The sequence below is a fragment of the Tardiphaga alba genome, from assembly GCF_018279705.1.
Classification (GTDB): Bacteria; Pseudomonadota; Alphaproteobacteria; order Rhizobiales; family Xanthobacteraceae; genus Tardiphaga; species Tardiphaga alba.
In genome coordinates, this window is sequence record NZ_CP036498.1 from 2316554 (window position 1) to 2335384 (window position 18831).

Genomic DNA, 18831 nt, shown 5'->3' on the forward strand with positions numbered 1-18831 from the left:
GTCGTCGGCGCATCGATGTCGGTCCTCGGCGGCGCAGGTGGCCTCGGCGGCGCAGGTGCCGGGGGCGAGTCGGCCGGTGCAGCCGGTCTCGGCGGTGCCGGCATCACGGCCAGCAACGCGACGATCACGCTCGCCGGCACCGTTGCCGGCGGCCTGTCCGCCGCTGGCGTGCGCGCCAATGCCATCACCTTCTCCGGCACGAACAATCGGCTCGAACTGCTGTCCGGCTACACGATCGACGGCAATGTGCAGGGCGCCGGCGCGACGACGCTGGCGCTCGGCGGTTCGGTCGCGAGCTCATTCGACATGTCGCAGATGAACGGCACCGGCACCCAATTCAACGGCATCTCCACGCTGAGCAAGGAGGGCAGCGGCACCTTGACGCTGAGCGGCACATCGTCCCCGACGAATGCCATCGCATGGAGCGTGTCCGGTGGCACGCTCGATCTCAACGGCACGTCACAATCGACGACGGGCCTGACCCTGACCGATGGCACGCTGACCAACGGCACGCTCAGCGGCACCATCACGTCGAATAACGCGGCGATCTCCGACCTCCGGGGCACAGCCGCACTGAATGTCGTCGGCAACGGCAGCATAACGACGATCAGCGGAACGAACACCTATACAGGCGTAACGTCCGTTCTTGATTGGCGCACTACATTGCGTGCGACCTCTGCCAATGCATTTAGCGCCGCCAGCGAGATCACGGTGGGCGACAGTGCGACGCTCGATCTCGGCGGTTTCGCGCAGAAGATCGACAGCGTCGTTCTGGAGCAATTTTCCTCTCTGAAGGATGGATCGCTGAGCGGCGCGATTCTCGCGAAAGGCGCGGACATTACGAACCTGTCCGGCGATGCGACGCTGACCGTGGAGGGAGGGGGCACCACATCCTTCCATGGGAGCAACACCTATACGGGCGCGACGGTGCTCCAAAACAGTGGTGCAATATTCTTGTCCCAGGACAATGTGCTGAGCGCGGATAGCGAGACCACGATCCACGATGGGGCATATCTCGATTTCGGCGATACCAAGCAGACGATCAACAAGATCAATCTGGCTGGGGACTGTTGTGGAGGGGCGTGCTCACCGGTGCGACCGAGTCAACTGGCGGCAGAGTATGGGATATTTCCGGTACAGCGTCGCTCAAGACCTTGTCCGGCACGACGGTGCTCAGAAACAACAGCTATAGCGGAGCGACGACTGTCGCAGGCGGAACGCTCACGGCCGACAGGGATAATGCGTTCAGTAAAACAAGCGCGACCACGGTCAGCACCGGCGGCACGATCGACCTCGGTAGCTACGCGCAGGTCATCGACAGCGTGACGCTGGACGGCGGCATGCTGAAGAACGGCACGCTCACGGGCACGATTGCGTCCAAAGGCGGGGCTGTGTCCGATCTCGCAGGCACGACGTCGCTGACACTCAGCAGCGGCACGACGACGATTTCCGGCGCCAACGCCTATACCGGCGCGACGACGGTGAATGGCGGTGTCCTTGCCGTGACCGGCACGCTCGGCAGCAGCGCCGTCACCGTCAATTCCGGCGGCGCATTGCAAGGCAGCGGCACGATCACCCAGTCGGTTTCGATCGCCAGTGGCGGCGCGCTGACCGGCAGCGCAGGCGCGACACTGACCATGGGCGCGCTGACCCTGTCATCGGGCTCGGCCATCGATATAGATTTCGGGGCAACGCCCGCGAGCGGCGCGCTGTTCGATGTCACCGGCACGCTCACGCTCGATGGCACGCTCAACATCACCAACACCGGTGCATTCGGCGTCGGCGTGTATCGCATGTTCAACTACGGCACGCTGGTCAATAACGGCCTCACGATCGGCAACTTGCCCTCAGGGACGGACGCGAATGCGCTGACGCTGCGCACCGGTGGCGGCCAGGTCAATCTCGTCAATGCATCGGGCCTCGATCTGCAGTTCTGGAACGGGCCAGCGTCGGCGGGGCCGGGCAGCGGCACGGTTAATGGCGGCAGCGGGACGTGGAGCCTGAATGGAGGTAACTGGAGCGATGCGTCGGGTACATTCAATGGAAATATGAATCCGTCGCCCGGCTTCGCCGTCTTCGAAGGCAATCCAGGCACGGTCACGGTGGACAATTCCGCCGGACAGATTGTCAGCGCCGGCATGCAATTCGTTACCAGTGGCTATGAGGTCATCGGTGATGCGATCGAACTGGGTGATCCGTTGACGACCATCCGCGTCGGTGACGGCACCACTGCAAGCGCGAGCACCACTGCAATCATGGGATCTGCGCTGATCGGATCAGGCGGCCTGCAGAAAACGGATTTCGGCACGCTCATTCTGACTGGCGCCAACAGCTATAGCGGTGAGACACGGATCGAAGGCGGCACGCTACAGGCCGGCGCTGTCAACACATTCAGCCAGGGCAGCCTGACCACAGTCGCAACCGGCGGCACGCTCGATCTCGGCGGCTTCGTGCAGACGATCAATTCCGTCACGCTCGCCGGTGGCGCGCTGGGCAATGGCACGCTGACCGGCGCGATCTCGTCATCGGGCGGCTCGGTCTTCGATCTCGCCGGTACCGCGTCGCTTGATTTGACCGGCGGCACGACGACCCTGACAGGGAACAACACTTTCACGGGTGCGATTACGATCGGTAGCGGCGCGACGCTGGCGGGCGGCTCGATCAACGCGTTCAACGCCGCGACCGCGCTCACGGCGGGCACCGGCGCCACGATCGATCTCGGCGGTTTTGCGCAGGCGATCAACAGCATCACGCTGTCCGGCGGCACGTTGACGAATGGCGTACTGACCGGCGATATCTCATCGTCGGGCGGAACGATTTCAAATCTGTCCGGCACAGCGTCGCTGGCGACGTCATCCGGTACGACCACACTGTCGGGCGCCAATGCCTTTACCGGTTACACCACTGTGTCTGGCGGAACGCTGACGGCGAGCAATGATCAAGCATTCAGCGCGGCTAGTCAGATCGTCGTGACGTCGGGAGTCGTGGATCTCGGCGGATTTGCGCAGACGATCAACGAGATCAGCTTGTCCAATGGAACGCTGAAGAGCGGATCGCTGGCGGGCGCCATCTCGTCATTGAACGGGACGATATCAGACATTTCGGGCACGGCGTCGCTGACGGTTGCAAGCAGCCCGCTCGCCGACGCCTTGACAACATTGTCGGGCAGCAACGCCTATACCGGCGCGACCGTCGTCAAGAGTGGAACGCTCACGGCGACATCCGCCAATGCGTTCAGCGCTGCAAGCGCGACGACAGTCGAAGCTGGGGGACGCTGAATCTCGGAGGTCTCGCACAGACGATCAATCGTGTCACTCTTACCGGTGGCACGCTGAGCAATGGCGCGCTGACAGGCGAGATCACGTCCGAAGGCGGCTCCGTGTCGGGCTTGTCAGGCACGGCGTCGCTGGAGGTGACATCGGGCACGACGACTCTGTCCGGGACCAACATCTATACGGGGGCTACACTCGTCACCAGCGGCACGCTGATCGGCACGGCGAATGCATTCAGCGCAGATAGTGAGACGACGGTGGCCGCCGACGGCACGCTGGATCTCGGCGGCTTCGCGCAGAACATCGCCAAGGTCAATCTTGCCGGCGGCTATCTGCAATACGGCACGCTCACGGGCGCCATCACGTCCACCGGCGGCATCATGATCGATATCGGGGGGATCGCATCGTTCACCTTAAACAGCGGCGACGCGATGCTGCGCGGCGCCAACACATTCACCGGCGACACGACCCTGAATGGTGGCACGCTGCGGGTCGGCAATGATTATACGCTCAGCCAGGGCAGCCTCACCACCGTCAATAGTGGTGCGGTACTGGATCTCGGCGCGACATTGCAGGCAGTCGATAAACTGGTTCTTGCCGGCGGTACGCTGAAGAACGGCGCGCTCGCGGGGGACATTTTCTCGGAAGGCGGCATCATCGCAAATATGTCCGGCGCGGCATCGCTGACGACCACGGCGGGCCTGACGACGCTCTCCGGCTCCATCGACTATACAGGCGCGACCAATGTGAACGGCGGTCGTCTCGCGGTGAACACCACGTTGCTGACATCGGCGCTGACGGTGAACACCGGCGGCGAGATCGGCGGCAACGGCACGGTCGGCAATCTGACCATCAATGGCGGCACGCTGGCGCCGGGCAACTCCATCGGCACGCTGACGGTGCAGGGCAGCCTCACCCTCGATGCGGCGTCGCATTACATGGTCGAAGTGTCACCGACCAATGCGGATCGCGTCAATGTGACGGATATCGCCAAGCTCGGCAACGCCACCGTGAACGCGCATTTTGCGCCCGGCAGCTATATCGCGAAGACCTACACCATCCTCAATGCGGCCGGCGGTATCGATGGCAAATTCGGTGCGCAGGTGAACACCGATCTGCCGAGCAGTTTCAATTCGACGCTCGGTTATGATGGCAACAATGTCTATCTGTATCTCGCGCTCAACTACGATCCGCCGACATTCGGCGGCGGACTGTCGGGCAACCAGCGCCATGTCGCCAATGCGCTGGTCGGATATTACGACGCGACCGGCGGCATTCCGCTTGCCTTCGGCGCGCTGACGCCGATGGGGCTGACGCAGGTCTCCGGCGAAACCGCGACGGGCGCGCAGCAGACGACCTTCGACGCCATGAGCCAGTTCATGGGCGTCATGACCGATCCGTTCACCGCAGGCCGCAATATGGCCGGGCAGGGGGCTGCGGCCTTCGCGGAAGACGACGCGATGGCCTATGCGCCGCGCGGCCGCGATATCCGCGATGCGCTTGCGATGGCAACGAAGGCGGCGCCTGTGGTGCCGGCCTTCGAAGGATACTGGAATGTCTGGGCCGCGGGCGTTGGCGGCACGCGATCGACGGATGGCCATGCGCTGACCGGATCTAACACCACCACCTCGCGCATTGCCGGCTCTGTAGTCGGTGCTGACTATCGTATCGCGCCCAACACCATCGCGGGCTTGTCGATGGCCGGCGGCGGCACCAGTTTCTCGGTGGCCAATGGCGGCTCGGGCAGCACGGACCTGTTCCAGGCCGGCGCCTTCCTGCGCCATCATGTCGGTTCGGCCTATGTCACCGCAGCGGCAGCCTATGGCTGGCAGAACATCTCGACCGATCGCATCATGACGGCCGCAGGTTCAGATCGCCTGCACGCGCAATTCACTGCGCATGCCTATTCGGGCCGTGTCGAACTCGGCAACCGTCTCGTGATGCCGTGGATCGGCGGATTTGGTCTTACGCCATTCGCTGCGGCGCAGGTGACGGCGCTCGATTTGCCCGCCTATGCGGAGCAGGCAGCCGGCGCATCGCTGTTTACGCTTGACTATGCGGCGAAGACGGCCATCAGCACGCGCACCGAGCTCGGCCTGCGCGGCGACAAGTCGTTCGCGATGCAGGATGCGATCCTCACGCTGCGCGGACGCGCCGCCTGGGCGCATGACTTCAACCGTGATCGCAGCGTGGCCGCGGCATTCCAGTCATTGCCGGGGGCGAGTTTCGTCGTGAACGGTGCGCAGCAGGCGGCGAACACCGCACTGACATCGGCTTCGGCGGAGATTGCCTTCAGCAATGGCATCTCGCTATCCGCGACATTCGACGGCGAATTCTCCGACGTCACGCAGAGCTATGCGGGGAAGGGCGTGGTGCGCTACGCGTGGTGATGAATCACGCGCGCGCCTGGACGTCGTAATAGAGCGGCATCTCGCTGGGGAGGATCGCCTGTTCGGCGCGGCGACCCATGAAATAGACGCCGCCCGCCGCATCGGCGCGGGCGCGGGATTTGCCGAAGCGATCGAGAAAGCGCAGCCAGAAGAACGGCAGCGTCACGATGCGGGACATCTTGTCGCCGGCGCCGAGCGTGCGCGAGAAATAGCGGATCGACCACAGCAAGGCGACGCCCGCGCCGGTGACGGCACCGGCCTCGACCTCGGCAAAGTGGCGAAACAGCCAGCGATGGCCGCTGCGGGTGAAGCGCGAGAAATCATAGGCGCGCTCATGCACCTGCTGCATGAACGGCGTCTCGGCATAGACCAGCCCCTTGGGCTTCAGCACGCGATGAATCTCCGCCGCCACCGTCGCGGGCTCCAGCACATGTTCGAGCACGGCCTGAATCCAGACGCCGTCGAAGGTCGCATCATGGAAGGGAAGGCGATGCGCATCGGCGACCAGCGCGGTGTTCTCCGAGGAGAACACGTCGCTGCCGACCACTTCGATGTCGGGATCATTGTAGAGACTGTCGGCGCCGGAGCCGACAGTCGCGCCACCGACCACCAGCACCACCGGTCGCGCCGAATCCTTCTTCAACAGCGCGACGAACTTCTCGCAATTACTGGCGGCGACGGGATTGCCGCCGAAGGTGAAGCGATGCAGGCGCGAGCCGAGCGAGCGGCCGGCCACGTCGCGCGTCATCACCGATCCATGCGCTTCGCGATAGCTCTCGCGCGCGAATACGCTGGCCTCGAAATCGATCAGCACCGGCTGGCCATCCACCATCGGGAAGCCCGCTGTTGAATAATCGCAGCTATAGTTCACGCAGGACGGCTTGGCGTGGATATCCGAAATCGGCGAGCCGCAACGCGGACATCGCATCCGCTCCTTCCAGTTCGTGGAGAGAGGGAGGTCGTCTACGCTGTGCAGTGTTGCGCTCATTGTGCGTTGTCGTCCTGCATGTCCGGTTGGTTGAGTCTATGCGGGGACGCACCAATCCGTTCCCCGAAGGTAGTTTCAGACAAGAATGCGGCGACATCTCGTTAAAGTCTTCAGGGTGCGGTTAAGGACTCGTTAACCATAAGGGCCCCTAATGCAGCGGCATCGTTCGTGCGGAGACGATGCGAGAGGCGGAGACAATGGGCAGCATCATCAAGTTCCCGGCAGAAGCGGCAATGCGACGGCTGGGCACGGATATGGCTCCTCAGCTTCGCAAGACATCTGCACAGATTTTGATTCTTCCGGTGATCCGCATCGAGCGTCACATCGATGACAGCTGCGGCGATCAAGGCCCGGAAGAAGGCACAGCACCGAACCGTCGCCGCAAGCGCCGCGCGCGCTCCTGATCGCGGAACCCGATTGATGCCATCGATGCGCACACCGAACCGCACAGGGCTTCGGCAACTGACGCCGTTTCTTGCGGTTGTCACATTGCTGGGCACGACGCTTGGCGGATGTGCCGGCGGCGATCTCGGCCGCACGCGCAACAATGCCGTCACCGACGACATGCATCGCTGGCTCGGCAAGGAAGCCACCGGCAGCGTCGGGCAGGCGCCATCCCAGTTCCAGCTCACCGATCTTGAACGCCAGATGCGCGATCAGGCCTATCCGTTGATCGAGCCGCCGCATTCGCGGCCGCTATGGAAGAGCGTGTTCGGCGACTACAAGACGATCGAAGCGCCGTGGCGTCAGAATGTGGTGTTCGATCGCAGCGCTTACGGCAAATTGCTGATCGACGAGCCGCATCGTTCGCACTCCTCGCGCTATGCCGTGCTGATGGACGATGTGCGCAACGACATCATTCGGTTTGAATCCTTCTATGGCACGGCCAGCCGCGTGGTCGAACTCGACCACAAGCGCGGCGCGAGCCTGAAACTGGTGTCCGGGCTAGAGCGCAGCGAACGTCTCGACGCCACCGCGCGCATGGACGAGAATGCGCTCATCGTGCAGTGGGTCGAGCAGTGTCTGCAGCGGCGCGTGTCATCCTACAAATGGGCACTGGAGCGGCTGGTGATCCATGCACCGGACGGTGTTGCAGCCAGTGCCGACATGCTGATCAACGAACTCGCGGCGCAGACCACCGTGGCCGCCGGCTCCATCGTGCCGGCACGCCCAGGCAAGGCGCTCCGCGTCGGCGGATAAAACTCTGTCGTTGAAACTCCGTGGCGGATTACGCTTCGCTAATCCGTCCTACGGCCGGTGCGCTTGCATTTTCATCCGCGCTTTTGCCTTCGTCGCTCTCCACGCGTTGCCCGAGAATCTGTCGGCCACCTTTGCGGGAGAAGGGTTGCATGATCTGCCCGATGAAATCCGGCGCCACCTTGCCGCTGATGCCGAGGCGATCCGGCGAGGCCTTGTCGGGATTGAGATAGGTGCCGAACACATGGTCCCAGATCATGACGTTCTCGCCGTAATTGCTGTTGCCTTCCTTGAGCGTCTTCGAATGATGCCAGCGATGTAGCTTCGGCGTCGCGAAGACGGGATCGAACAGCGCTGTGCGCGTCTCCACATTGCAATGGGTGAGGAGGCCGGTGATCGCTGTCACCGCACCGACCCACAGGAACACCTGCAGCGGAGCGTCGAGCAGGTAGAGCGGGCCCTGGCTGAGGACGACCTTGATCAGCGTATCGATCACATGGAAGCGGCCGGTATTCACCACCCAGAGCCTGATGACGCTGTGATGCAGCGCATGGAAGCGCCACAGAAACAGATTCTCATGCGCGATCCGGTGCGACCAGTAGAGGCCGAATTCGGCAATCACCACGGCCAGCACGACCTGTGCGATCAACGGCCAGTCGCTGGGCCATAGATGCGAGGCATGGTCGTCGGTGCGGGTGAGCGTCGCCACCGCCATCGGCACGATAGACGTCGCGGCGACGGCGAGTTGTGCAGCGCCTTTGGTCAGCAGCGTGTGGCCGATATCGTTGAGGGTTTCGCCGTCATGGTCCAGCCACTCGGCGCGATGCGGCATCACGCGTTCGAGCAGGATGATCGACAAGAACAGCGTGACATAGACGAGGTTGAACCACAGGATCGGCTGATCGCTGGCGAAAGCGAGCCAGGCGCCGGCCAGCGCGCCGAAATACAGCAGCGGCCACCATAGGAAAGACAGCAGGTATGCCGGGGATGTGTATGATGCCGCTTGATGATGCATGGATATCCGCCGCAGTCGATTCGCCGTGTCGATGATCGACCGGCAGCATCGCTGCGGCAGATGGCAGGCAGATTAGGCGAGGCCGGAGCTTAGATGTTTTCCATGCGCGGAAACGTCACGGGCGCCGATCGGTAGCCTGGATGGAGCGAAGCGCAATCCAGGGACTGGCGTTTCCGCTATCTCTGCTGTCCCCGGATTGCGCTTCGCTTCATCCGGGCTGCGAAATCAGCGCTTGCCCTTGATGGGCGCAGCTGGCGGATCGGTCTGCACGCGGCAGTTCGATGCGGCGAGTGAGGCTTGCGCCTGCGTCATCAGGCCGGGCTCGGCGGCGAGGGCCTTGAGCACGATCAGGCCGGTCTCGGTCGGCGAGTCGATGATGAGGCGGTCGGCGGCGGTGACGTCTTCTTCTTCCGGCAAGGCTTCATGCTGCGCCTCGGTCATCAGGTCGAGCTCGATGACGCGGCGGCCGGCGGAGCGGTCGTTGATGGCGTAATAGGCGACGTCGCTGCGCGTATAGAACGACACCGACGTGTAGGACTGGCTCACCGGCACCGTCAGCTTGATCGGGCCTTTGGAGAGATCGTAGCGGCACACGGCCATGGCGAAGGCCGGGTCCATGAATGGCAGCAGCGCATTCGACGGATTGGTCTGCGCCAACGGCGTCACCGCGTTTTCCTTGGAGACGGCGGCAATACGCGAATAGGCGTCCTGGGTGGCGATACGCGGCAGCGCCAGCACGCTGACGAGATGCACAACGCCGCCGAGCAGCACACCACCGACAATAGCGAACAGCAGCCGGATCATGGGCAGCCCACCGTCGCGATGGCGGGCATCGGCGCGTCCTTCTGGCTGCGCGTGGCGATCCCTACCGGCGTATCGTAGAGCCGCAAGGCGAGCACGTAGCGATCGATGGCGCTGGTCGGCAGCCAGTTGCCGGCGCGCGAGCGTGCAGCGATGCGCACCTCGAAGGCGCCATCGGCGCTGCGCACCACTTCCTGGCTGGTGAAGCCGTAGCGCTCCAGCGTATTGGCGACGAGGCGACCTTTGGTGTCGTAGAGCGTCAGCGTCCAGAAGCGGGCCGGCGGCGTGACGCCGCTGACGATCACATCGCAGCGGCCGTCGAGCGGCTTGTTGTTGTCGTCGGTCGCCGCGGTGAAGGTGATGCCGTCGCCGGTGCCGATGGGCAATTCGCCGGAGCGGGCGACGCTGGCGCGCGCATAGGGGTCGATGTCGTTGCTGCCGCTGCGCGGGCGCGCGGTCCACGAGCCGATGGTCAGCGTGCCCAGATCGATGCCGCGCGTGGCGGTGGTCCAGGTCAGGCCGAGGCCAACGCCGGCTGCAATCGCCAGCGTCAGGAGCGCGAGAATGATCAGCCGCACGTCGCCACCGTCATGTTCAGCACATCAGTTCTTGCGGGTCGGGGCAGGAGCGGGCTTCGCGGGCGCGTCAGTCGTGGCCGACGCATAGTTTTCCGGGAAGGCGAGCATCGTGGAAGCCGCGGGCTTCGGCGCATTCTCGTTCGACGAGGTGCGGCCGACCGACTTGCCGGCATCGTCGAGCATCTTCTCGACGCGCAGCAGGATGTCGGCGCCACGACGCGTGAGGACGGGCGGCGGGCCGGGCTTGCTGTCCTGCGCGTTGGCGGCAAGCGCCGCAGCGGCTGCAGCGGCGGGATTGCGCGTGCCCATGCCGACGCCCGGCAATTCGCGGATCTCGATGCCCTGATGCGCGGCAAGCATGATATCGCGCCAGGTCTGCGCGGGCAGCGAGCCGCCGGTCATGCGGTTAGTCGGCGAATAGTCGTCATTCCCGTACCAGACGGCGGCAGCGAAGTTGCCGGTGTAGCCGGCGAACCAGGCGTCGCGATACGCATTGGTCGTGCCGGTCTTGCCGGCGGTGGGAATGCCGTCGAGTGCTGCGCGGCGTGCCGTGCCTTCGCTCACCACATGGCTCATCATCTCGGCCATGTCGGCAGCGACGGAAGCGGGGATCGCCTGGGTCGGCTTCGGTCCGTCGCGGTCATAGCGCCAGACCAGATCGCCGGCGCCGGTGCGCACTTCCAGCACCGCATGCGGCGACACCGCACGGCCCTTGTTGGGGAAGGTGACATAAGCGGTGGCGTGTTCGACCACCGAGACTTCGGTGGAGCCGATCGGCAGCGACGGCGTGTCGAGCAGCGGCGCCTTGATGCCGAACTTGCGCGCGACTTCGACGATCTTGGCGCGACCGGCCTTCGGGCTGCCCTTGCCGAGCGCAATGGAGATTTTCACCGGCACCACATTGATCGATCGCGTGATCGCCTGCGTCAGCGTGACATTGCCGGAATAGGAGTGGCCGTAATTCTGCGGGCACCAATTGCCGATGCAAACGGGGCCGTCGAGGATCACCGATTTCGGCGTATAGCCGTTCAGCAGCGCTGCCGTATAGACATAGGGCTTGAACGACGAGCCGGGCTGGCGCATCGCGTCCACCGCGCGGTTGAACTGGCTGGCGCCATAATCGCGGCCGCCCACCATGGCGCGGATGCCGCCATCGAGATCGGCCAGCACGGCGGCGGCCTGCGTCGCGTGATAGTCGCGGCCGAACTGGCGCAGCTGGTTTTCGACCGTCGTTTCCGCGGCGCGCTGCACATTCATGTCGATGGCAGTACGGACGACGAAGACGCGCTCGACATAGGATTTGGGGAACGTGTTGACGAGGCGGCGCATCTCGTCGAATGCCCAGTCGAGATAGTAGTTCGGCGACACTTCCTGGCGGCGATCCACCGCGATGGCGGGATTGCGGCGGGCGCCGAACACCTGGCCTTCGGTCATGAAGCCGGCATCGACGAGATTGTCGAGCACCTGATTGGCGCGGGCACGCGCGGCGGGCAGGTTGATATGCGGCGCATATTTGGTCGGCGCCTTGAACAGGCCGGCCAGCATTGCGGCTTCCGCCAGCGTCACGTCGCGCGCCGACTTGTTGAAGTAGAAATGCGCGGCGCCGTCGACGCCGAACGTGCCGCCGCCCATATAGGCGCGGTCCAGATAGAGTTTCAGAATCTCGTTCTTGGTCAGGCGCGTCTCGAGCCAGATGGCGAGGAACGCTTCATTGACCTTGCGCTCGATGGTGCGCTCATTGGTCAGGAACAGGTTTTTCGCAAGCTGCTGCGAGATCGACGAGCCCCCCTGGCGCACGCCGCCGGCCTGCGCATTGGTGACGAGCGCGCGCGCGGTGCCGGCAATATCGATGCCGAAATGATCGTAGAAGCGGCGGTCCTCGGTGGCGAGCGTCGCCTTGATCAGATTGTCCGGGAAGTCTTCCAGCGGAATCGAGTCATTGTGCTTGATGCCGCGGCTGCCGATCGGATTGCCGTAGCGGTCGAGGAAGGTGACGGCGAGGTCCGACTTCTTCAGCCAGTCTTCATCCGCGGTTTCGCGGAACGCCGGCTGTGCGAGGGCGAGCATCAGGACGAGGCCACCTAGGCCGAGGGTGGCGGCTTCGGACAGCGGCTCGATGAATAGCCAGCGCTTCCAGCTGCCCACATGGAAGCGATCCATGAAGGTGGAATAGCGTTCCCACAATTCGCGGGTGCCGCGGCCGGAGGAGAACAGGCCGGAGTCGATACGCGCGTCGAGGTCCAGCAGGAAATGCCGGAATTTGGTGATCCACTTCGACGGGTCGATCTTCGGCACGGTGGCCCTTGGGTTCTTGTCAGTGCTGGCGCGTGAGCCGGCGTCTCATACGGTAATCAATATGGCATCCCGGCGGCAGTATGGCGGCGCGGGAGACTCGTCCGACTTGTAGCCGAGCAGGGGCGATAAACCAATGGTATCGCGGAACAATTGCGCGTCAGGGCTAACGTGGCCTCGGGTTTTTCCCGCCTTTGCGCGGCCGGTGTTACGATGTTGCTTGCAGGAGCACCTCGGGTGCTCCTAGAAGGCGTTTTCGCCCCCAAGACTGGACCTGTTCAAATCGTATGATCGCACGCCCCCCACGTCGCTCCGAGCAGGAGGGAATGTTCTGGAAAACCAAGGCTTTGGAGGACATGTCCGACGCCGAGTGGGAGAGCCTGTGCGACGGCTGCGGGCGCTGCTGCCTGAACAAGCTGGAAGACGAAGATACCGGGCGGATCTATTACACCCACGTCTCCTGCAAGCTACTCGATGCCAATCTATGTGCTTGCAAAGACTATCCAAATCGCTCCGACCAGGTGCCCGATTGCGTTCGCCTGACGCCGGAGAATGTCCGCTCGCTGAGCTGGCTGCCGCTGAGCTGCGGCTACAAGCTCGCGGCTGAGAAGCGTGACCTCTATTGGTGGCATCCGCTGATTTCCGGCAGTTCCGAGACCGTGCATGAGGCCGGCGTTTCGGTCCGCGGCCGCGTCGAGGCCAGCGAGGAGACGGTGCCCGATGAGGAACTCGAGAATCACATCGTCTCGTGGCCGGCGCAGTTGCCTCGCCGGGCCAAGCTGAAGAAGCGACCGGTGGAATGACCCCGGCGCCGAAGCTGTCGCTCATTGTGATCACGAAGAACGAGGAAGCGTCGATCGGGCGCTGTCTCGCCTCGGTGGATTTCGCCGACGAGATCATCGTGGTCGATAGCGGCAGCACCGACCGCACGGTGGCGATTGCGGAATCCCTTGGCGCGAAGGTTGTCGCGACACCGGACTGGCCGGGCTTCGGGCCGCAAAAGGCGCGGGCGCTCGATCTGGCGCGGGGCGCATGGGTGCTGTCGCTCGATGCGGATGAATGGATCGAGCCGCAATATCTTGCGGCGCTGAAGGCTGCGATCGCCGATCCCGATCCGCCGGCGGCCTACAGGACGTCCCGCCGCTCGCGTTTCTGCGGGACGGTGATCCGTCATAGCGGCTGGTCGCCGGATTACGTCATCAGGCTGTTTCGCCGCGGCCATGCGCGCTTCTCCGACGATCTCGTGCATGAGCGGCTGATTGTCGAAGGCGTGGTGCGCCCGACACCGTTCAAGATCGATCACGACTCCATCACGTCCTGGGACGACGCCGAAGACAAGATTGTGCGCTATGCGACAGCCGGGGCAGAACAGATGTTCGCGCGCGGTCGCCGCGGCTCGCAGCTGCAGGCGGTGCTGCATGGCGGTGCCGCGTTCCTGAAAACCTTCGTGTTCCGCGCCGGTTTTCTCGACGGTCATGCGGGTCTCGGTGTCGCCAACTACAATCGGCGCTACGTCTATGAGAAATGGCGCCGGCTATCCGAGCTCGGCCGCGCGCGCTGATCACGCCTTCGCGAGCGACTGCCCGCGGCGGGACGCTCCCATGCAATGAAACAACTGTCGCGTGACTGCGGGGAGGCATAGATTTCTCGCAGTGTTCGGGCGCGCGCTGTTTTTGTGCCGCCGACAGCGTGATTTTTCCCGAGATTTTCCGTTGCATCGAAGTCTTCATGAACAAGATTGAACGCCAGAGTCGCGGTGCGCCCGACGACCAGCCATTGTCCGACGACATTCTGTCCGATGAAATTGCCGAAGAACTGTCGCGCATTCCGACCGAAACCATCGACCTCACGCATGCGCCGCCGCCGGTTACGCCCGCGCCGCTGACGCAGGCCGAAATCCGCACCATCCTGATCAGCCTGCTGCTGGCGATGTTCCTGGCGGCGCTTGACCAGACCATCGTTGCCTCGGCGCTGCCCACCATCGGTCGGCAATTCGACGACGTCTCCAACCTGTCCTGGGTGATCACCGCCTATCTGCTGGCCTCCACCGCCGTGGCGCCGGTGTTCGGTACGCTCAGCGACATCTATGGTCGCCGCGCCACGATCATCGCCGCGATGGCGTTGTTTCTGGTCGGCTCGGTGCTGTGCGCGCTGGCGCCGAACATGATCACGCTCATCATCGCCCGCGCGTTGCAGGGCCTCGGCGGCGGCGGCATCCTTCCCATCGTGCAGACCATCATTTCCGACGTCGTCTCGCCGAAGGAGCGCGGCCAGTATCAGGCCTATTTCAGCAGCGTCTGGGTCGCGGCCGGTATCGGCGGCCCGATCCTCGGCGGCGTATTCGCCGAACATCTGCACTGGTCGATGATCTTCTGGATCAACATCCCGCTCGGTATCGGCGCGCTCGCTCTGATGCTGCCGAACATGAAGAAGATTCCGGTCTTCCATCGTCGCCGCAAGGTCGACTGGCTCGGCGGCATCATGCTGATGGTCTCGGCCGTCGCCTTCATGCTGGCGCTGACCTGGGGCGGCACGCGCTTTTCGTGGATGTCGCCAACCATCATCGCGCTGCTCGGCTCTGCCGTCGCCATCGGCTTCGCGTTCGTCTGGCATGCGATGCATACCGAGCAGCCGTTCCTGCCGCTGTCGCTGATCGGCGGACGCGTGGTGCCCTATGCGATGGCCGCCGGGGCTGCTGCATGGGCGCGATGCTCGGACTCACCGTGCATATGCCGCTCTACTACGAGGTGGTCTACGGACTGACCGCCGCCGAAGCCGGACTCGCGCTGATCCCGATCGCTGCGGTGTCGGTGCTGGGCGCGCTGATCGCCGGCCGCACCATGGCCAGAGCGGTGCACTACAAGCGGATCGCCATTTTCGGCACCTCGGTCGCCGCCGTGATGGGGCTGGCCATCGCATTGCTGACGCCGCTGCCGCTGTGGCAGTTGCTCACCATGCTCGGCATTCTCGCCATCGGCCTTGGCATGATCTTCCCGGTCAGCCTGGTCTCGATCCAGAACGCGGTGCCGCGACCGCAGGTCGGCACGGTCACCGGCGCGATGAACTTCTTCCGTGCGCTGGTGTCGTCCTTCACGGTGGCGGCTTTCACCACGGTGCTGCTGATGGCGCTGGGGCCGAACCTGACCATCGCGGGCGAACACGCCCAGGCGACGCAGGCGATCGCGCGGCACGACATGGTCGAGGCCTTCCGCTACGTATTCGAATCTGCCGCGGCCATGCTGGCGCTGGCTGCGTTTTTCCTTGTGCTGATGGAAGAACGCCCGCTGGCTGGGCCGGCGAAAGAAGTGGCGAGCGTGGTGGCGGAATAGGCGGTTCATTCGACCGTCGCGTTTCCCCGCTATCCCTGCAAGCATTGTTTAACCGCGATCGCTTGCAATCGCAGGTCGTGCTTGCCTGCAGTCCGACTGTTATTTACGACGGCTGATCGGGGAGTATCAGCATGCAGTCATCCGGCTTGATCCGTCTGATCGGTGCTTGTGCGGCATCTTTTGCCGTGATGTCTGCTTATGGGACGGCATTCGCACAACGCTCTGCGGTGCAAATGCATGAATCCTTGTTGCAGCCGCCGCAGGCGGGGGCGTCTCTACAGCAATATCTTGCGGGACTTCGCTCCAGCTTCGATCTGGCCGATGCGGATAGCGACGAGCAATTGACTGCGCATGATGTCGATCTGCATGCAACGATCGAGGCGGCGCAGGTCCGGTCCCACTCGCTGGGAATCATGCGCTACGATCTTGATGGCGACGGCTTTGTTACCGAGGACGAAATCCGCCGCGGTGCGCGCTATGAGTCCCGCACGATCCTGAATGCACCGTCTGCCAATGCGCACGACAAGAATGCGGCCGCTGCAAATCTAGCAAGGATGGTCGACACCAAAGTTCGGCAGACGCTGGCACTGGACGTGGACAAGGACGGCAAGATCAGTTTTTCCGAGGCGACAAAACCGCTCGAGCGCCGCGGGCAAGGCTGGCTGTTGTCCAACCGGGTCAAACGTTTCCTGGAAACCGATACGGGATCGCCCAAAACCGTGTCATGGGCTGAGTTCGAGGCTGCGGGGCAGGACCTGTTTCGCAGCATCGACGATGACAAGGACGGGACGATCTCGCGGCAGGAATATGTTGACTACAGCACGCGCGCCGAGCGTGCGGGTTGCGAAATGCCGAAGGCGTCTGCGAATGCGAAGGTCATGCTGCTGAGCGCCTACGAGACGGAAGCGCTGTCGAGCGTGACGCTAGGCGCGCAGGAGACCGTGGTGCATGCCGGCCGAGTCATCGTCGAGCCCGGCACTGAGCCGCTTTATGTGGTGATCCCGACCTATGCAGCGACCATCTGGCAATTTTCCGGAGCCACCGACCGCATCGAGCGCGTGGTGCTGACGAGCGCGTTGACCGGGCCGAATGGTGGCCCGCCGGGCAAACGACCGCTGGTCGGAGCGACGGGATTGAGTCGCGATCGCCTGACTTTCTTCGACCGTTCGAACTGCCTCAACTATTTCTATGAAATGCCGACAAGCGGTTCGTTGCAGGCCTCGGGCACAGTGCGCGTCGCGGCCGGTAAAGCGGCAGAGACGACGGTGGCGGTTTATGAGGTCGCTGCGTTTTCCATTCCGTCGGGCAAGGTTGCCTCGGCACGTAAACGAGCAGCCGACAAATACCCTACTTTCGAACTCACTGCGGCCGGGCCGCAAAGCAGTGTCATCGCGCAAGCACCCGCAAGCGATGCCAAAAATGAACTCAACCGGTTTCTCCGGGCGGTGTGATCGAGATCGATGCGACAGCGGTGGTTGGTAGCGAAAAGGCTGAGAATTACGAGGTGCTGCCGCAGCAGGCTGGGCTGGTTCAATTGCTGCAGACGGGCGCTCTGACGCAGAACCGTCGCGGCGAATATATCGTAAATCGCAAAACTCGTTTTCCGGCGGGGCTCGGCGGCGCGCACTCCGTGACGTTTCTGGTGATGAATGGGGTGCCTTACCCTGACGGTGACCCCGGTCATTCATGCGTGGTCGTCGAGGAAAGCGGGATCAAGAAGGGCGCTACCTGCAGCAACTGATCGGTGCGCTGGCCCCGGCGCAGATAGTTACCACATCATTAATTCATAATTGATGCTGTTCATGAACTTGACCGCAACTTCTCGCCTGTACCGTGCAACCATTGCTGGGGACGGTGACGGAAGAATTTCGGCATCGAAGCGAGGAGGCAGAAGTGCTGCGTTTGATTTCGAACTTTGCAAAAGATGATTCCGGTGCGACCGCCATCGAATATGCGCTGATCGCCTGCGGCATCAGCCTCGCCATCATTGCCACCGTGCAGGGGCTCGGCTCCACGCTCAATGGCCGCTACGCTGCCGTGAATACGTCGCTGAAATAGGAAAGGGAAGGGCGGCCTGGTCCCCGTACTGCCCGGGATATTGCCACCGTTGCCTTGCTGTCATCGCGGTGCATTCGCACAAGACGTGGCTGTCTTGCTGGAACGCAATGTCGTGAATGTCCTATTCGTGGCGATGACACTGCCTATATGATCTTGCGCGGGCATTTGCCCGCGCATTTTCATATGGGGCAATGATCATGACTTTGCATCTGCGACTGGCCGCACTGGCTGGCCTGGCCTCCGCAGCTTTTCTGTTGGCTGCACCTTCGCCGGTACTCGCTGACGGCGCGCAATATTGCATCGCGCAGAGCGGCACCAACGGTTCCGGCACCTATGTAGGCAATTGCATTTATTCCACATATGAGCAATGCATCGCCGCGTCGGTCGGATCGCGCGGCAACTGCGTTGGCAATGTGGAATATCGCGGCGGTTCTGCCGCATCGCCAACGCCGCGCGGCCGTCGTATGCGGTGATCTACATCATCTAGGGACTGACATGATATCCAGCCGTTTCTTCATGGCCGCCGCATTGGCGTCGGCGATTGTCGCACCGATGACAGCCGATGCGCGGCCTGCCAAAGGCGCGCGCTCCAATATTCCGCCGTTCTGCGTGCTCATCACTGGACCACGCGGCTTCCCACTGCCGCAGATCTGCGAGTTCTTCGATTATAGGCAATGCCTGCAGGCGGCAGCCGACATGCGCGGCAATTGCGTGATCAATATCGATTATCCCGACAAGATCACCAGCGCGCCCGGCGCCAACTGGTCGCAGCCGCCGCAGCGTCCAACACGCTGACGCTGCGCAAGAAACCCGGATTGGTGACTAATTTCTTATTCTAGGATTTATAGCCTTGACAGCGTTGCGCTGTGGAGGTAGGTTTACTGCATGCTCCAGAATTGGGTTCGCAACAC

16 protein-coding genes and 1 pseudogene are annotated in these 18831 nt (G+C 63.1%); 12 read left to right on the top strand and 5 right to left on the bottom strand.

The window, feature by feature from the left end; translation table 11 throughout:
• The first annotated feature begins 1169 nt into the window (after nucleotides 1–1169).
• The gene (locus RPMA_RS10810) at nucleotides 1170–3278 is read left to right on the top strand and encodes a beta strand repeat-containing protein (RefSeq protein ID WP_211912807.1); all 2109 of its coding nucleotides are present in this window, start codon (nucleotides 1170–1172) and stop codon (nucleotides 3276–3278) included.
• A gap of 101 nt (nucleotides 3279–3379) precedes the next feature.
• Nucleotides 3380–5662, top strand: a complete 2283-nt coding sequence (locus RPMA_RS10815; protein WP_211912808.1) for an autotransporter domain-containing protein — start codon at nucleotides 3380–3382, stop codon at nucleotides 5660–5662.
• Between the two features lie 4 nt (nucleotides 5663–5666).
• Here the strand turns inward: RPMA_RS10815 and RPMA_RS10820 are convergent, their stop codons facing one another.
• Nucleotides 5667–6650, bottom strand: a complete 984-nt coding sequence (locus tag RPMA_RS10820; protein WP_249225628.1) for a class I SAM-dependent methyltransferase — start codon at nucleotides 6648–6650, stop codon at nucleotides 5667–5669.
• Nucleotides 6651–6847: 197 nt separating this feature from the next.
• Here RPMA_RS10820 and RPMA_RS10825 point away from each other — a divergent pair, with 197 nt between their 5' ends.
• Nucleotides 6848–7054, top strand: coding sequence for a hypothetical protein (locus tag RPMA_RS10825; RefSeq protein ID WP_211912809.1), 207 nt, complete (start codon nucleotides 6848–6850; stop codon nucleotides 7052–7054).
• Nucleotides 7055–7070: 16 nt separating this feature from the next.
• Nucleotides 7071–7850 (top strand): hypothetical protein, encoded by a 780-nt coding sequence (locus RPMA_RS10830; RefSeq protein WP_211912810.1) that lies wholly within the window; start codon nucleotides 7071–7073, stop codon nucleotides 7848–7850.
• Between the two features lie 28 nt (nucleotides 7851–7878).
• On the opposite strand, the gene RPMA_RS10835 is transcribed toward RPMA_RS10830, so the two are convergent.
• From RPMA_RS10835 to RPMA_RS10850, 4 genes are all read right to left on the bottom strand, one after another.
• Nucleotides 7879–8862 carry a sterol desaturase family protein gene (locus RPMA_RS10835; protein WP_211912811.1) on the bottom strand — a complete coding sequence of 328 codons (984 nt, stop codon included), beginning with the start codon at nucleotides 8860–8862 and terminating at the stop codon, nucleotides 7879–7881.
• Between the two features lie 225 nt (nucleotides 8863–9087).
• Nucleotides 9088–9666, bottom strand: coding sequence for a DUF1254 domain-containing protein (locus RPMA_RS10840; RefSeq protein WP_211912812.1), 579 nt, complete (start codon nucleotides 9664–9666; stop codon nucleotides 9088–9090).
• Complete coding sequence (locus RPMA_RS10845; protein WP_211912813.1) at nucleotides 9663–10241, bottom strand: DUF1214 domain-containing protein; 579 nt, start codon at nucleotides 10239–10241, stop codon at nucleotides 9663–9665. The genes RPMA_RS10840 and RPMA_RS10845 overlap by 4 nt, the downstream gene beginning before the upstream one ends.
• Nucleotides 10242–10265: 24 nt before the next feature.
• On the bottom strand, nucleotides 10266–12536 hold the full coding sequence (locus RPMA_RS10850; RefSeq protein ID WP_211912814.1) for a transglycosylase domain-containing protein: 2271 nt from the start codon (nucleotides 12534–12536) through the stop codon (nucleotides 10266–10268).
• Nucleotides 12537–12820: 284 nt separating this feature from the next.
• Between RPMA_RS10850 and RPMA_RS10855 the strand changes: the two genes are divergently transcribed.
• The 8 genes and pseudogenes from RPMA_RS10855 (at nucleotide 12821) to RPMA_RS10890 (ending at nucleotide 18715) form a co-directional block, all read left to right on the top strand.
• The gene (locus RPMA_RS10855; RefSeq protein ID WP_211912815.1) at nucleotides 12821–13336 is read left to right on the top strand and encodes a YcgN family cysteine cluster protein; all 516 of its coding nucleotides are present in this window, start codon (nucleotides 12821–12823) and stop codon (nucleotides 13334–13336) included.
• Nucleotides 13333–14094 (top strand): glycosyltransferase family 2 protein, encoded by a 762-nt coding sequence (locus RPMA_RS10860; protein ID WP_211912816.1) that lies wholly within the window; start codon nucleotides 13333–13335, stop codon nucleotides 14092–14094. The genes RPMA_RS10855 and RPMA_RS10860 overlap by 4 nt, the downstream gene beginning before the upstream one ends.
• A 167-nt stretch (nucleotides 14095–14261) precedes the next feature.
• A pseudogene (locus RPMA_RS10865) lies at nucleotides 14262–15862 on the top strand (MDR family MFS transporter).
• 131 nt (nucleotides 15863–15993) lie between these two features.
• Nucleotides 15994–17313, top strand: a complete 1320-nt coding sequence (locus RPMA_RS10870; protein ID WP_211912817.1) for an EF-hand domain-containing protein — start codon at nucleotides 15994–15996, stop codon at nucleotides 17311–17313.
• Entirely contained in the window at nucleotides 17310–17603 is a 294-nt protein-coding gene (locus RPMA_RS10875) for a hypothetical protein (RefSeq protein ID WP_211912818.1), read from the top strand. The genes RPMA_RS10870 and RPMA_RS10875 overlap by 4 nt, the downstream gene beginning before the upstream one ends.
• A 152-nt stretch (nucleotides 17604–17755) precedes the next feature.
• Nucleotides 17756–17920 carry a Flp family type IVb pilin gene (locus RPMA_RS10880; protein WP_211912819.1) on the top strand — a complete coding sequence of 55 codons (165 nt, stop codon included), beginning with the start codon at nucleotides 17756–17758 and terminating at the stop codon, nucleotides 17918–17920.
• A gap of 197 nt (nucleotides 17921–18117) precedes the next feature.
• Nucleotides 18118–18393 carry a DUF3551 domain-containing protein gene (locus RPMA_RS10885; protein WP_211912820.1) on the top strand — a complete coding sequence of 92 codons (276 nt, stop codon included), beginning with the start codon at nucleotides 18118–18120 and terminating at the stop codon, nucleotides 18391–18393.
• Between the two features lie 22 nt (nucleotides 18394–18415).
• Nucleotides 18416–18715 (top strand): DUF3551 domain-containing protein, encoded by a 300-nt coding sequence (locus RPMA_RS10890; protein ID WP_211912821.1) that lies wholly within the window; start codon nucleotides 18416–18418, stop codon nucleotides 18713–18715.
• Nucleotides 18716–18831: the final 116 nt, after the last annotated feature.